The sequence below is a fragment of the Shouchella hunanensis genome, assembly GCF_028735875.1.
Taxonomy (GTDB): domain Bacteria; phylum Bacillota; class Bacilli; order Bacillales; family Bacillaceae_D; genus Shouchella; species Shouchella hunanensis.
This window is the reverse complement of record NZ_CP117834.1, coordinates 3549894-3565896: the sequence shown is the minus strand read 5'-3', so window position 1 is coordinate 3565896 and position 16003 is coordinate 3549894. Positions and strand designations below refer to the sequence as shown.

General features: G+C 39.0%; 14 protein-coding genes. 9 read left to right on the top strand and 5 right to left on the bottom strand.

Annotation, left to right across the window (positions count from 1 at the left end; translation table 11 throughout):
• Positions 1-148: 148 nt before the first annotated feature.
• On the bottom strand, positions 149-928 hold the full coding sequence (locus PQ477_RS18290) for a 3-hydroxybutyrate dehydrogenase (RefSeq protein WP_144558993.1): 780 nt from the start codon (positions 926-928) through the stop codon (positions 149-151).
• Between the two features lie 171 nt (positions 929-1099).
• Here PQ477_RS18290 and PQ477_RS18285 point away from each other — a divergent pair, with 171 nt between their 5' ends.
• From PQ477_RS18285 to PQ477_RS18275, 3 genes are all read left to right on the top strand, one after another.
• On the top strand, positions 1100-2761 hold the full coding sequence (locus PQ477_RS18285; RefSeq protein ID WP_274272653.1) for a sigma-54 interaction domain-containing protein: 1662 nt from the start codon (positions 1100-1102) through the stop codon (positions 2759-2761).
• Positions 2762-3044: 283 nt separating this feature from the next.
• Entirely contained in the window at positions 3045-4430 is a 1386-nt protein-coding gene (locus tag PQ477_RS18280; protein WP_144558992.1) for a GntP family permease, read from the top strand.
• 196 nt (positions 4431-4626) lie between these two features.
• Positions 4627-5040: a hypothetical protein gene (locus PQ477_RS18275; RefSeq protein WP_144558991.1), complete on the top strand. Its 414-nt coding sequence runs from the start codon at positions 4627-4629 to the stop codon at positions 5038-5040.
• Positions 5041-5088: 48 nt separating this feature from the next.
• Here PQ477_RS18275 and PQ477_RS18270 read toward each other — a convergent pair whose 3' ends face one another.
• Positions 5089-5847, bottom strand: coding sequence for a class I SAM-dependent methyltransferase (locus tag PQ477_RS18270; protein ID WP_274272652.1), 759 nt, complete (start codon positions 5845-5847; stop codon positions 5089-5091).
• A gap of 121 nt (positions 5848-5968) precedes the next feature.
• Positions 5969-6856 carry a methyl-accepting chemotaxis protein gene (locus PQ477_RS18265; RefSeq protein ID WP_274272651.1) on the bottom strand — a complete coding sequence of 296 codons (888 nt, stop codon included), beginning with the start codon at positions 6854-6856 and terminating at the stop codon, positions 5969-5971.
• Positions 6857-7076: 220 nt separating this feature from the next.
• On the opposite strand from PQ477_RS18265, the gene PQ477_RS18260 reads away from it, so the two are divergent.
• The 6 genes from PQ477_RS18260 to PQ477_RS18235 all read left to right on the top strand — a co-directional run bounded on the left by PQ477_RS18260 (position 7077) and on the right by PQ477_RS18235 (position 15004).
• Entirely contained in the window at positions 7077-8060 is a 984-nt protein-coding gene (locus PQ477_RS18260; protein WP_144558988.1) for a LacI family DNA-binding transcriptional regulator, read from the top strand.
• 153 nt (positions 8061-8213) lie between these two features.
• A complete protein-coding gene (locus PQ477_RS18255) occupies positions 8214-9140 on the top strand; it encodes an ABC transporter permease (RefSeq protein ID WP_274273597.1) in 927 nt (308 codons plus the stop codon).
• 15 nt (positions 9141-9155) lie between these two features.
• A complete protein-coding gene (locus PQ477_RS18250) occupies positions 9156-10046 on the top strand; it encodes a carbohydrate ABC transporter permease (protein WP_035398022.1) in 891 nt (296 codons plus the stop codon).
• Positions 10047-10064: 18 nt separating this feature from the next.
• Positions 10065-11669 carry an extracellular solute-binding protein gene (locus PQ477_RS18245; RefSeq protein WP_274272650.1) on the top strand — a complete coding sequence of 535 codons (1605 nt, stop codon included), beginning with the start codon at positions 10065-10067 and terminating at the stop codon, positions 11667-11669.
• Entirely contained in the window at positions 11670-13505 is a 1836-nt protein-coding gene (locus PQ477_RS18240) for a GH32 C-terminal domain-containing protein (protein WP_274272649.1), read from the top strand.
• A 14-nt stretch (positions 13506-13519) separates the two neighbouring features.
• Positions 13520-15004, top strand: coding sequence for a glycoside hydrolase family 32 protein (locus PQ477_RS18235; protein ID WP_274272648.1), 1485 nt, complete (start codon positions 13520-13522; stop codon positions 15002-15004).
• A 31-nt stretch (positions 15005-15035) separates the two neighbouring features.
• Here PQ477_RS18235 and PQ477_RS18230 read toward each other — a convergent pair whose 3' ends face one another.
• Positions 15036-15560, bottom strand: coding sequence for a ClbS/DfsB family four-helix bundle protein (locus PQ477_RS18230; RefSeq protein ID WP_274272647.1), 525 nt, complete (start codon positions 15558-15560; stop codon positions 15036-15038).
• A gap of 103 nt (positions 15561-15663) precedes the next feature.
• Positions 15664-15828 carry a hypothetical protein gene (locus tag PQ477_RS18225; RefSeq protein ID WP_274272646.1) on the bottom strand — a complete coding sequence of 55 codons (165 nt, stop codon included), beginning with the start codon at positions 15826-15828 and terminating at the stop codon, positions 15664-15666.
• Positions 15829-16003: the final 175 nt, after the last annotated feature.

The window sequence follows — 16003 nt, the reverse complement described above, 5'->3', positions numbered from 1 at the left end:
TTATGTATAGGGCATTGTAAAAAATCTTTGTATAAAAAATTTAAACCCACAGTTTTTACGTAGTCGGTAAAATACTGTGGGTTTTTTATAAAAGCTGAATGGAATGGTTTTTAAAGAATTAAAACTGCGTCTACTTAGTGACAATGTTTTATTGAACTGTGTAGCCGCCATCAATAACCAATGTTTGACCAGTTATCCCTTTTGCTGCTTCGGAGCATAGATAAATCGCCATACTTGCAACTTCCTCAACTGTGATTAACCGTTTCTGCGGAACAAGTGGATAAATAACGTCTTCTAATACTCTTTTTTCATCAACTTTACGAGTAAAGGCTAGATCCTTTAATTGAGCTCGTACGAGTGGCGTATCTATGTAACCAGGAGCAATACAGTTAACAGTAATGTTACACTCTGCAGATTCAAGGGCAGCTACTTTAGACAAGCCAATAATACCATGTTTAGCACTATTGTAAGCCGCTTTTCCGGCAAAGCCGATTATCCCATTAATAGAGGACATGTTAATAATTCGTCCGTACCCTTGTTTCTTCATTATAGGCATGGCATGCTTTATGGCCATAAATGGGCCCACTAGCATAATTGAAAGGAGAAGTCGATAACGTTCTGTATCATATTGTTCAAGAGGAGCAATATGCTGCATCCCTGCATTATTAACCAAGACATCTAAACGTCCGCATTGTGTTACAGTAAATTGAATCATTTGCTTAATATCTTCCTCTTTTGTCACATCGACAACAATAGGGTGGGCTGTATAACCCTTAGCAACCAATTGAGCTGCTGCTTGTTTGACGCGTGTCTCGTCACGATCTGCTAACACGACTTTTGCTCCGTTTGATGCAAAACTTTGAGCAAGTTGAAAGCCAATACCACTGGCTGCCCCTGTAATTACCACAACTTGTTCGCTATTCTTCATGTTTTTACCTCCTAAGTAACTGTCCATATAGTAACTAGATCCTCTGTAGTGTCCATGCAAATTTTATGCCAATACACATTTAGGTTCTAAAAAACTATAGGCTGTGCTTTTAAAAGATAGCTGTATGGTATACTCTTTGGGACAAGTGAGGTAGAAGAAGGGAAGAGAGAGATGGATCGTCAACAATTAGCCACTTTATTAGAATGCGGTAGCGACCATGAATGGACAGCTGTTTTTGTAGTCCGTAATGACATTTCGCTGATCGCTTCTAACACTGTTGCTGAAAAACTATTAGTATTGAATGACTACCGAGCAAGTAACCACTCTTCTTTTGAAAAAGAATGGATTCCTCATATATGTGCAGCAATTAAACAGATGGGGGATAGTGTAAATGTTCAAAAAGAAACGATATCTATAAAAGGAGTAGAAAGTATACTCTATTTTTTAAGCATCACAAAGAATGTAACCGCTTCAAATGAAAAGGCTCAAGAGCGCAACCTTCTTAATATGATTGAACATACATACGATGGGTTGGTAATGGTTGATAAAGATGGCTATGTTCAAGTATTTTCACAAGCATATGCTGATTTTATTGAGATCAATCAGGCTGAGTCCATTGGAAAACATGTTACAGAGGTAATTCCAAATACTCGTATGCACATAGTGGCAAAGTCAGGAGTAGAAGAGACCGCTCAACTACAAAAGGTGGGAAACAATTATATCATCGTTACTCGAACACCCATGTATCAGGACGAAAAGCTTGTTGGGGCAGTTGGAAAGTTATTATTTAAAAACATTGGACAATTTACAGCGCTTTTTCGTCGATTAAACGCATTAGAGAAAGAGGTCCGTAAATACAAAGGTGAATTCCGAGATCGAAATAAAGCATCTTATTCTTTTCAACACTTAATTGGAGAAAGTAGAGCATTCGTAGATGTAATAGAAGAGGCGAAGAAGGCCGCAAGAGGACAGGCAACTATTCTTTTACTAGGAGAAAGCGGTACAGGAAAAGAGCTTTTTGCCCACTCTATACATCAGGCAAGTTCTAGATCTATGGGGGTTTTTGTAAAAGTAAATTGCGCTGCTATTCCGAACGACTTACTTGAAGCTGAGTTATTTGGCTATGAAGAGGGCTCATTTACAGGAGCGAAAAAAGGCGGCAAGCTCGGAAAGTTTGAAATGGCGGACGGTGGGACTATTTTTCTTGATGAAATTGGCGAGCTTCCACTACATATGCAAGTCAAACTTCTTCGTGTTCTTCAGGAAAGAGAAGTAGAACGTGTAGGTGGTCTAACGACGAAATCAGTTGATGTACGGGTCGTCGCTGCTACAAACCAATCACTTCAAACACTTGTAGAAAAAGGAGAGTTTCGCCTTGATTTGTATTATCGTCTCAATGTAATTGAACTTAAAATACCTGCTTTGCGTGACCGCAAGGCAGATATTGAACCCCTTGTTCATTTTCTATTAGCGAAATATGAGGCGATATTGGGGGTGACTAGTAAAGGAGTTGATTCTCAAACGATGCATTTGTTGACAAACTACCAGTTTCCTGGGAATATTCGCGAGTTAGAAAATATCGTGGAACGCGCTTTAACTTTAATGAACCCTGGGGATTGGTTTACACCAACTTACCTCCCAAAAGAATTGAAACGAAAGCAGGGGCATTGTGCGGACATTCGACCTTTAGCAACTCAGTTAGAACATGCGGAAAAAGAAGCAATTGTACAAAGCTTAAAGAATGCAAAAGGCAATAAGTCTGAAGCAGCTAAACAACTTGGCATTGGCCGGACGACCCTCTATGAAAAGCTTGCTAAACACCAGTTGCCATAAACGTCAGAACCGCTTTCTCGAATGAGAAGGACGGTTTTTTTAGATTTCCTATGGCGTTCCAATTCTCGAACAATAATAGAATTGAAACGTTTTATATGTTCGGCTAATCGAACACAGTATCGGAAAAAGAAGTCAATTACAGAACAGATTTGCTTATAAATAAGCTTTTAAAACAAGTGCGGATTAATAAGATCGTTGGCATGATTTTTGCAAAAGAATGAGGAAGAAGCTAATCGTTTTTTTGATAACGCTTACATAACGATACAAGAAAGGAGCTATATGTATGTTTATTGATATTGTCGCCATTTTACTTTCACTTGGTCTACTCATTTTTTTAGCGTATAGAGGATACCCTGTTATTATTATTGCGCCGCTTGTTACATTGTTAGCCGTTGTATTATCAGGAGGGGCATTATTACCAAGCTACACAGAAACATATATGACGAATGCCGCAAATTACATCAAAACTTTTTTTCCGATTTTCTTATTAGGGGCTGTTTTCGGAAAAATTATGGATATGACGGGGGCGGCAGCTTCGATTGCTCATTGCATTGTTCGATCTTTCGGTCAAAAAAGGGCGATTCTTGCAGTTGTTTTTGCATGCGCAGCATTGACTTATGGAGGAGTTTCGCTCTTTGTTGTGGCTTTTGCCGTTTACCCATTTGCCGCTGCAATATTTAAAGAAGCTGCTATTCCAAAACGCTTAATACCTGCCTCCATTGCTCTAGGAGCATTTACGTTTACAATGGACTCTATGCCTGGAACACCACAAATCCAAAATATTATCCCGACAAGCTATTTTGGAACAGATGCATATGCAGCACCTCTCGTTGGCTTAACATGCACCTTACTGATTTTAAGCATTGGTATGTGGTGGTTAGAACGTCAACGCAAGAAAGCCCTTGCTCAAGGGGAAGGCTATGGCAGTCATCATAAAAATGAACCAGAACCAATTGATGAAAAAACACTACCTTCATTTTGGTTATCAATCGTACCGCTTCTACTTGTCATTATTTTTAACTTTATTTTTAGTCGAACACCTTTATCTGTTCGTAATTGGTATGATCCTTCCATGTTAGAGAATACATATGGCATTGGTGACGTCGGAACAGTTGTTTCTAACTGGTCATTGATCATTGCACTTACTATAGGTATCTTAGCAGCCATGCTAATTAATATGAAAAAAATACGTTTGACTTTAGCTCAAGGACTAACAACGGCAGCGACTGGTGCGTTGTTAGCTATCTTTAATACAGCGTCGGAAGTTGGATTTGGGAATGTTGTTAGTAAGCTTCCTGGATTTAGTGCCATTTCAGAATGGGTATTTCGAGCAAGCGATAATCCCATACTTTCAGAAACAATTGCAGTTAACGTACTTGCTGGTATTACAGGGTCAGCTTCTGGAGGATTGTCGATTGCACTTGAATTAATGGGTTCTTACTATTTGCAAGTAGCGGATACAATGGGAATAAGTCCAGAGTTGTTGCACCGATTTGCCTCCATGGCTTCAGGAGGCATGGATACATTGCCGCATAACGGAGCCGTTATTACACTGCTTGCCATTACAGGACTAACGCACCGGCAATCTTATAAAGATATTTTCGTGCTTACCATTTTTAAAACAGCTATTGTCTTTTTATTAGCGATCACTGTGTCTCTATTCATTTAACATTGGAAATGGAAAACGAATTCTCTCATGATAAACCTATTGAAGTACATGTAAACCCAAGCCCATCATCTAGTAACATTGGACTTGGGTTTTCTTAATGGTCACTCTTCAGAAAACGTTCATGTTAAAATCGTGCAAAAGCGTTTACAAACTTATGAAGTCGGGAAGAGGGGAGGGGGGAATGGCATAAGGTGTTTTGTTTTTTGGCGAATCAGTCAATGTGTTTGGAGTGGTTATTATTGAACGGAGAGTACGATTATTAAACAATATTCCTTTTTACCTCAATGAAGATCGTACAGCTAAGGTTTTTGAAAATGACGTCATTACGTACATATGCAATAACAATGTAACGCTATTCATGGAGTATTATGTAGGCGCTACTTATATGAATCGCTATAGACATAATGAGACGTATGCGTTGGTTACATTATTAGAGCATTCCGTACTAGTATATGAACTAATTCAACTAATAGACTACCCGACTGTCGACGAAAAGTTATTGAAAAATCAATTGTTTCATGCAGTGAAATTAATTTATAAAATAGCAGAAACAAGGCCAAATGCTCCAGTGGAATATTTGGAGAAATTGATTATTTCAGACTACTATTGAGTCATTTTTTTATACAGTGGCTTGTTAGAAAATACATATGTTTGAGTGTTAAGTAAGTTTCTGTGCAACGAAACGTAAACGCCAATAATCTGCTACCCAGCCATTCTCTTTATACAATTTAGAACGCAAAAGACGTTCACATTCACGAAAGAGTCTATTTCTTTCTTCACTAGTAAGATGCTTGAAGAAGCTTGTACTAAACATATTCAGCCAGTTATAAATTCCTTCCTCTCCGGATAACCGTGTGGGGCGATAGAAATGCGACATCTTCCATACATGAAAGCCAGCCTCAGTAAGATGGGCAGTCATTTCTTCTTTTGTAGGAAACACCCAAGGAAGTAAGGATTTTTCGTAAGGAATTGAGAGCGTTTTAGACGCCTCTTCTAAGGCTAAGAGAATGGATTCAACATTGTTAGCCCCACCAAGTTCAGCAATAAAACGTCCTTTTGGAAGCAGGGCATTATAACAATTTTGTACCACTTGTCGCTGATTTTTCATCCAATGGATTGCTGCATTTGAAAACACAGCATGAAACTGTGACAGGTATCGATCTTCCTCACCATCTTGTAACTGGAAGCAAATATGAGGATACTTACGTTTTGCGGTTTCAATCATAGCTGCAGAGGAGTCAAAACCTGTAACGATTGCACCTGCTTTTGAGAGCTCGTTAGCCAAATCACCCGTTCCACAACCAACGTCCAGGATATGTTCTCCTTCTTGTGGGTCGAGAATAGAAATCAAGTCCTTACCAAATTGACTTACAAACTTATGTTTATCATCATAGAGAGTGGAATTCCATTTTGTCATTTCATTCATCTCCTAGTAATGTTTTAACAAGTCTACCATAAAAATTTATGCAATTCAGCATGTTGTAACAACATGCTGAAATACTTACAAACAAAAAGACGATCTATGAAGATCGCCTCACCTATATTACTTTCATCAGATCTTTTGTTCCACGATTGATGTCTTCAATTTCAACTAGCAAGCTACGATAATCAGAAAGCGAGTTTTCCAACTTATTTTGGTTTTTTGTCGAACGCTCTATAATTCCCATCGTCCCTTTAGAAATACTTTTTATTTCTTTTGTTGTGTTAAACAAATTCATCCGAATATCCTGAATGGAATGATCGATTTGCTTTGATAGTTTACGAATTTCATCAGCAATAACGTTAAAGCCTCTACCGTATTCTTTAGCATGAGCCGCTTCAATCGCTGCATTAAAAGAAAGTACATTCGTTTGAACCGCAAATTCTTCAATCATAGATGAAATCTTATTAATAACGTTTGCTTTTTCTTCTAATGTCTGCAAAGTCTTACCCATATTTGTTAAAAGAGCGACTGTTTCTTGCATGTCATCGAGAATGAGCTCATTGCTTGCAATCATTCTTTCTGCATTATCATTCATTGTTTCTGTATTTTTTCCTAACTTTTCAGCGAAGTGCTCAATGCCTTGTTGTCGGGTAGTGATGTCTGTTGCAAATTTCATCACACTTCGAACCTCTCCATTTTCGATTAAGGGCATGTATGTTGCTTCTAACCATAGGCCTTCTCCATTAGCATGCCGCCTTAAAATTTTATCTTGAAAGCTTTTTCCGTTTAATAGGCTCTCCCAAAAATCGTTGTAAGCCTGACTTTGTGCAAAGTCTGTAAAGCAGAACTCATGATGTGCTCTTCCTATCATGGTATTCACTGTATAACCCATTGTATCGGCGAATAATTGGTTTGAAAACAATACTTTTCGATTGGTATCAAATTGAATGATGGCTAGGTTGTTTAGTAGGGTAGTCATTATCGTATCGTTTGTATGATTCATTATCGAACTTTATCTCCTTGGTAATGTCTATTTTAAGTCTTATATACCCCGTCTAAAGTATTGAAAACCAATATTTTTTTGAAGGAATATAGTCAATTTTAACAACTTAAAGGATTTTGTAGCTTTTCTCTCTTTTAATTGTGAACTAATAGTTGGACTAACGCTTTCTTTTGTTTACAATGTTAATAATAAAGTAAATAGGTGCCAAGAGGAGAACAAAATGAAACCAAAAATAAGTGACGTAGCACATGCAGCAGGTGTGTCACCTACAACTGTTTCTCGTGTGCTAAATAATCGCGGCTATATTAGTGAGGATACAAAGAAAAAAGTATATAAAGCAATGGATGCATTAAACTACTTGCCGAATGATCTTGCTCGTTCCCTTTATAACAAACGATCTAACATCATAGGAGTGATTGTGCCAACAACTAGCAATCCTTTTTATGGTGAGTTAGCCGCTAAAATTGAACACCATTGTGCAGAAAAAGGATTAAAGGTTTTACTATGCAATAGCTTATTTAATGTAGAAAAAGAGCGGAATTATTGGGAGATGCTCCGACGCAACCAAGTAGATGGCGTTATCGTCTGCACTTATAATCGCGGTTTAATTGATTACGATGATCACCATTTGCCAATAGTTGCGTTTGATCATTATTTATCGAAACGAATTCCTGTTATCAGTTCTAATAACTATGAAGGTGGCGTACTTGCAACAACTCATTTATTAAAGAGTGGCTGTAAAAAAATTATCCATATTAATGGTCCATTAGACCTCGAAACACCAGCGAACCTTCGGAGAAAAGCCTATGAAGATGTGATGAAGGAACAAGACTTGCCAGTGTTAACCTATGAAATTAAACCGGTATTAAAACAAGAAGCGACAGCAAAAGCAGTTGCGACTGTGTTTGATGAGCAACAAGACATTGACGGTATATTTGCAAGCGACGATAGTATTGCCTTAGCTGTTATTCGTGAAGCACGAGAAAGAGGGATAACTGTACCAGATAGCCTGAAAGTAGTCGGATACGATGGTAGTGAATTTGTAAGAGAAATTGCACCAGAATTAACAACCATTCAGCAACCAATAAACAAAATGGCAGAAACAGCAATTAATCATTTGCTACTTCAAATCGAAGGTACTACTCAAGTGCCTAACCAAGAACTTGTACATCATGTGTTATTACGAAAAGGAACGAGTGCATAGTGAAAATAAGACCGCTTAATGTGGTTTTCTTTTTTATTTTTTATGAAACCGGTTGACATATGAAACCGGTTGACATAAAATCGATTTATGAAAACGCTTTTAATGATGTAGAAAGGTGGTTATGCGGTGGCAACTTATCAAAAGCAACCTCGAATTGTGTCTATTAAGACTAGAAAACCGCGGTTACATAAACGATTGCTTCGGAATTGGCAACTTTACTTATTGCTTGCACCAACGCTGTTCTATTTCTTAGTATTCAAATATTATCCAATGTACGGGTTGCAAATTGCATTCAAAGATTATTTACCGAGCTTAGGGATATGGGGTAGCGAATGGGTAGGGTGGGATCATTTTGTTCGATTTTTTCAATCTTATCAATTTTGGGAAATTATAGAGAACACTCTCGTGCTGAGTTTGTATGAATTAGCAGTTGGCTTTCCGTTGCCTATCATTCTCGCTCTAATGTTAAACATGCTCATTAGTACAAAGTACCGTCGTTTTATTCAAACCATTGTGTATGCTCCTCATTTCATTTCTGTTGTCGTACTAGTCGGGATTCTATTTGTTTTTTTGTCACCTTCAAGTGGATTGATTAATCACTTCATCGTTCTTTTTGGTGGAGAACCGATCAATTTCATGGCTAGCCCAGAATGGTTTAAAACGCTTTATGTTTTTTCAGGAGTATGGCAAGGAACGGGGTTTGCAGCCATTATTTATCTTGCTGCACTTGCAGGTGTTGACCCGTCGCTACATGAAGCAGCTGTCATGGATGGTGCAAGTAAGCTCAAGCGTGTGTTGCACATCGACATACCTGCCATAATGCCTGTATCCATTATTATGCTCATTCTAGCTCTTGGAAATTTAATGAATCTCGGCTTTGAAAAAGCGCTATTAATGCAAACGCCTTTAAATAAAGAATCATCGAATATTATTGCTACCTACGTTTATGAAGTAGGTATCCAACAAGCCCAATACAGCTTTGGTACGGCGGTTGGTTTGTTTAATTCCGTCATTAATTTAATTTTACTTGTTACGGTAAATCAAATTGCACGCAAAGTGTCAGAAAATAGCCTGTGGTAGAGAGGAGCTGAAACTATGAATCCACTAAATCGAACAAAGGGAGACAAAGCATTTGATGCGGTGAATGTCACGCTCTTAACACTTGGCTGCCTACTTGTTTTGTATCCGCTCTATTTTATCTTAATCGCTTCTATTAGTGATCCCAATCGTATTTTTGCTGGAGATGTACTTTTTTTGCCAAAGGGGATCACATTTGATGGTTATGAACGTATTTTCAGTGACCCTGGTATTTGGAATGGATTTAAAAATACCTTTCTCTACTCATCACTTGGAACCGCTATTAGTGTGACGCTAACAATAACGGCTGGTTACGCACTTTCTCGAACAGATTTAGTTGGTCGTAACGTCATAATGATTTTTCTACTTATCACGCTTTTTTTTCATGGAGGCATGATCCCAACGTATTTAGTTGTTCGTGATCTTGGGATGGTGAATACCGTTTGGGCAATGGTAATTCCAAATGCGGTAGGACTATGGAATGTCATTATTTGCAGAACGTTTTTCCAAACGTCTATTCCTAAAGACATGTTAGAAGCGGCACAAATCGATGGGTGCAACGATTTGAAATTTTTTTCTAAGATTGTGGTTCCACTTTCAAAACCAATTATCGCCGTAATGGTGCTCTTTCATGTTGTCACACATTGGAACTCGTTTTTTGATGCGCTAATTTATTTAAATAATGATTCATTGTATCCATTGCAGTTAATTTTGCGCAACTTGCTTATACAAAGTGAAGTATCTAGTCAAATGATTGGCGATATTGAGTCTAATCAAGCGCAGTTAGCGGTAGCGGAGCAAATTAAATATGGTGTTATTATCGTGTCATCAATTCCGCTATTAATTTTATATCCATTTTTGCAAAAGTATTTTGTGAAAGGCGTCATGATCGGTTCCATTAAGGGGTAATAAAAGGGGGATAAGAAGATGAAAAAAATGATTGGCTTCACATGTGTGGCAACACTTGCGCTAGTAGCCTGTAATGGTAGCGAGACAACAGGAGACGAAAATGTTAATGCAGAACGAGTGGATTTTCATCATGAAGGGTTGCCGCTAGTAGATGAAGGAGTGGATGTTTCCTTAACCTTTGTTTCACCAAAATCTACTCTTGCACCAGATTTTGATGAAATGACCATTTTTCAACGTTTAGAAGAAGAAACAAATGTCTCAATTAACTGGAATAACATTCCGGGTGATGGCTATGTGGAACGAAAGAATTTAATGCTAGCCAGTAATGATTTGCCAGATGCCTTTTACAACGCTGGCTTTAGCGATTATGACCTCGTTCGATACGGCAGAGATGGAGCTATCATCCCTTTAGAGGGACTAATTGAAGAATATGCACCCAATTTACAATCTATATTAGACGCTCGCCCTGAATTGCTTGCTGTTTTAACTGCGCCAGACGGTCATATTTATTCATTGCCAAGGGTAGAAGAAATGGGCCTCGTTCCATTCGCAAATTTTACCGCGATTAATCAAACGTGGTTAGATGAAGTAGGCCTTGATCAACCCGTTACGTTGGATGATTTGAAAGAAGCATTACAGGCCTTTCAAGATCAGGATGTAAACGGCAGTGGTTCTGCTGATGAAGTGTTAAGTTTAACACCAAATGATGGCTTTCAAGGCTATTTAGGGGACTTTTTCGCGGCTTTTGGCCTTCCTGATAATCCGAATAAGCTTGTCGTCAAAGACCAAGAGGTTATTTTTACTGCTATTCAAGAAGAGTATAAGGAAGCAATTGCTTATTTTCATGAATGGTTTAAAGAGGGCCTTATTGATCAGGAAGTGTTCACTCAAGATACGGGTCAATTTCTCGCTAAAGGAAAGCAAGATCCAAACCCACTTGGCGCTTTCTTGTTCTGGGAAATTGAATCCGTTGTCGGTCTTGATCGTGCAGATGATTACACACTACTCGGACCACTAGAGGGACCTAATGGTCATCGCATGTATGGTCGATCGAACCATCAAGAACATCATCGAAGTGCCTTTGTTATTACATCTGCGAATGAAAATCCGGAATTAACCATGCGATGGGTTGATCAACTTTATGATCCAAAGTTGTCCGCCCAAATTAATTGGGGTCCAATTGGTGAGATTTATGAAGAAGATGAAAATGGCATGCTTGTAAACATCGATTTGCCAGAAGGAACAACGATGGGAGAATACCGAGAGCGGGTAGCACCAATGGGGCCATCCGTCGTTCTTGAAGAGCACTTTGGTACCGTAGTCGATATGGAACCACGAGCCAAGAAACGTTTAGAAGATATTGAAACTTATTATCGTGAGTACATTTGGGAAGAAAATTATCCAAATGTATTTATGACGGAAGAAGAGTTGGATCGATTAAATTACATTGAAACCGATATTATGGACTTAGTGAATCGAAATTATGCCCGCTGGCTGATGGAGGGTGGCGTAGAAGATGAGTGGGGTGCGTATGTGAGTCAGCTTGACGACATGGGACTTAAAGAAGTTATGTCCATTCGACAAGAGGCATTTGATCGTTTCCATAGTCAGGTTGCTGACTAAGTGGGTAAACCTATGCGACTAATGACACTTATTCTTCCCCTATTTTTTCTAATGGGCTGCACAGTAAAAGGAGAGGAAGTTGATCCGATGCTTCATTCATTAAGTGAAGACAGAGCGTATTATACAGAGCCATATCGACCACAGTTTCATTTTTCAACTCCAACTGGAAATTTAGCTGATCCCAATGGACTGGTCTATTATGAAGGAGAATACCATTTGTTTCATCAAAAAAACGGGACGTGGGCACATGCAATAAGTAGCGATTTACTTCACTGGAATCATATGCCCATTGCCTTGGAACACGATGAACTCGGGCAAGCACTTTCTGGGAGTGTCGTTGTTGATCACGAAGATTCTTCTGGCTTATTTAAAGGAAAAGCCGGACTTGTTGCTATATACACGAATACAGAGGGCGGTGAGGCTCAATCAATTGCGTACAGTCAAGATCATGGACGAACGTGGGAGCGGTATAATGGAAATCCGGTTATTGAAAATCCGGGTATAAAAGATTTTCGAGACCCAAAAGTATTTTGGCATAAGGAGACGTCACAATGGGTGATGGTCGTGTCTACAGATAAGTCGGTTACGTTTTATCAATCGGAAAATTTAATCGATTGGACGTACGCCAGTCGCTTTGGTGATGGAGAAGGTTCTCACGTTGCTGTCTGGGAGTGCCCTGATCTTTTCCGCTTACCAGTAGATGGGGATAGCGAAAATGAGAAGTGGGTACTCCATGTGAGTGTAGGGGACAACGAGGAAACAAATGGTTCGACAGCTCAGTACTTTATCGGTGAATTTGATGGCACTACATTTACAAACGATCATGATCCAGAAGAAGTTCTACTCACAGACTTCGGCCAAGATTTTTATGCGGCACAAACGTTTTCAAATACAGAAGACAATCAAATCATTTGGCTTGGATGGATGGCAAACTGGCGCTATCCATATCAATCACCAACTGACCCTTGGATGGGTGCTATGTCCATTCCAAGAGAATTGAGCTTAGTTACAAATCAACAAGGGCAGATCCGCCTTACTCAACAGCCGATTCGTTGGCTAGATGAACTATCAGCTAAACAGGAGCAGATCGAGCCCTTCTATGTGAATGAAGAGACGGCTTTACCACTACAAGTTTCAGGAACAACCTATCGCTATGAAGCAACCGTTACATGGGATGAATTAACTGAATTTGGCTTGCGGCTACGGCATGGAGACGGAATTGAATCACTCGTTGGTATTGATGCTGCTTATAATAAAATCTTTCTTGATCGAACAAACGCTGGTTTAGAGACAATTATTGATCGAAATGGTGAACAGTTTTCATTTGGAAGACGATATGAAACCGATTATAAAGCAAGTAGGAGACAAGTGAAACTCACCGCTTTAGTTGATGAGTCATCTATTGAGTTATTCATAAATGATGGTGAAATCGTTTTTACCTCTCTTATTTACACAGATCCTACGAATGATGGAATTGAATGGTATGCCGATGGCGGTAGCATACATGTGTCAGAATCTACATTTACCTATTTTCATAATGTATGGAGACAGCCACCAGAAGAAGGAACATTTGAGCGACTTGTGACAAATGTTGATCAAGCTCGTTTGAAAGTAGGGGAGCAGTTGTCGCTATTTGCTGCTCACAAGCCCGATTTCGAAGATGCTAGTGCTGAAACTTTAACGTGGAAAAGCACAAATAGTAGCATCGTGAACATTATAAACGAAACCAATGAGGGAGTAGTCATTAAAGCTTTAACCGAAGGAGTCACAGAGATTGTTGTAACAAATGATTCACAGGAACTAGAAAAAACAATCCGACTCTACATTTCAAAATAGGAGGACCTGTACTCTTGAAGCATGTTAAAGAAATAAAAAACCACGCTGACCGCGTAAAAGAAGCAACCGACTATGTTCATACAAGAGATTTATCAAAAGCAACCTATCGACTGGGCTTCCATCTAATGGCACCATCGGGATGGATGAACGACCCAAACGGACTTATTTATTTTAACAATCAATACCATGTGTTTTATCAACACCACCCTTATGATCCAACGCACGGCCCAATGCACTGGGGTCATGCTGTAAGTGATGACTTAGTCCACTGGAACCATTTGCCAATCGCACTTGCTCCAGGTGATCACTGCGACCAAAGTGGTTGCTTTTCCGGCAGTGCAGTTGATGACAATGGTGTCCTCACCTTACTATATACTGGCCATAATGTGATAAACAGGGAAAGAGATGAGTTTTATCAAAATCAAAATATGGCTCGTAGTATGGATGGCGTTCGTTTTGATAAAAGCAGCCAAAATCCAGTTATTCCAAAACAACCCGAAGGCATGCAGCATCATTTTCGCGATCCAAAAGTGTGGAAAGAAAACGGAAGCTGGAAGATGGTTGTTGGCTCAACAGAAGAGGGATGCGGTCAAGTGCTGCTCTATCAATCTGATCAATTAGAAACCTGGTCCTATGAGGGGGTATTAGCTAAGCACAACGGTGAAAATGAAGGTTATATGTGGGAATGTCCCGACTTCTTCCCACTAGGTGACGAGCACGTTCTATTGCTTTCGCCACAAGGTATTGAAGCAGAAGGCGACCGCTATCATAACCATCATCAAACTGGATATTTCGTTGGTCATTATCAAAAAAATCAATTTGAAAGAGGTTCATTTAAAGAACTTGATTACGGCCACGATTTTTATGCTGTTCAAACCTTTCAAGATGGGAAAAACAGGAGAATTGCGATTGGCTGGATGGATATGTGGGAATCACCAATGCCAAGTCAAAAGGAGGGCTGGGCTGGTGCATTAACACTTCCAAGAGAGCTAGTGTTAAAAAACGGACATCTTTACATGAAGCCGGTAGAAGAATTAGTAGCATTACGAGAGAAAGAAATTAAACTTCCGTCTACAAACGTTGCGAACAAGTGGGCACTTCCAATCAAAGGACAGAAAATCGAACTAGTAGTCACCATTAATCTTAACCAAACGAAGGCAGAAGGGTTTGGCTTGAAACTCGCGCAAGCAGAAGACGGAAGTGAAGAAACCGTGCTTTTCTTTGATTCCAACACAAAGACTGTTACTCTCGATCGATCACAATCTGGAGAGGGGGTTACAGGAAAAAGAACAGCACCTGTTTCGTGGAATGAACAGGTGCGCATACAACTCTTTTTAGATCGCTCTTCCATTGAAGTCTTTCTAAATGATGGAGAAACCGTTCTTACTAGTCGCATCTATCCGAAAGAAACAAGTATAGGAGCAGAATTATTTGTGCTAAATGGCAACGTCCAGCTTGAAGAGAGCGTAGGCTACTTATTAAAAACCGTTGTCACTTAACCAAAAAGCAAAGCGGCATTTCGCCGCTTTGCTACTTTATTTTCTTTCTTTTTATATCTTCTTCAATTTTCACAGCAATGACTTCACTTTGTTTCAATGCCCACTCATAATGTTGGAACGTGTTTGCCGCGAAATATGTATAAAGATTTGTTGTTTTTGTCCATTTGAAGGTCTTTTTTGTTATTAACTCTTCGTTGGTATGCCGTTCAATTAAGCTTATCACTCTTGCATGACTTAATTTTAATTTTTTTAATGCGTGATTTAGAGAAACGTCTTGGTAGTTTGTCCATATTTGCTGATTAAGTAAAGCCAGGTTGTGCCACTTGTAGCCAGGCGCTGGGATAGAGGGGGTGTCGCCATCCATCCCTTCACAATACCATTGCTCTAGCATCGCTTGCCATTCATAAACATGCATTACCACATCACGAAAATTTTTATCGCGTGCGTCTGTTTCTATTGATAAAGACCTTTTTCTTGCCGGTATCGAATCAATCCGTTTTAATAGTGCATCTAACTTTGTTTCACATTCTTCTAGTAACCTTTCTTTTTTGTTCATGCATCTAACCACCCTTCTTTAACAATCATTAATCGTTTAACTATTCTAAAAATATAACAGAGTAGAAGGCAAAAAAGCTCTTCATACAAAATCTTACTAAGCATTAGCGACTTCGAATAACGTTATGATAGACTTGAATCATTTTTTTCATAAGATTAAAAAAGAACTCTTGGAAAAGTGTATTCGCAATGATTCTTATTAAGGCGAAGAAAGCTACGATGCACGCAATCATCAGTAAAAGAGAAATGCCTAATTGTATACCTTCCATTGTTAATCACCTAAACCTTTAGTATCACGTCTGTAAACGTTACATTTTTATCTAAAAACATTTATACAGTGTAGAATATGGTCGCTAACTCGATAATCATTTACCCTTTCTTAAATGATACCAAAGAAATGTTGCTAAAAAAAGACCGAAAACATAGATGCACATAACAATGAGT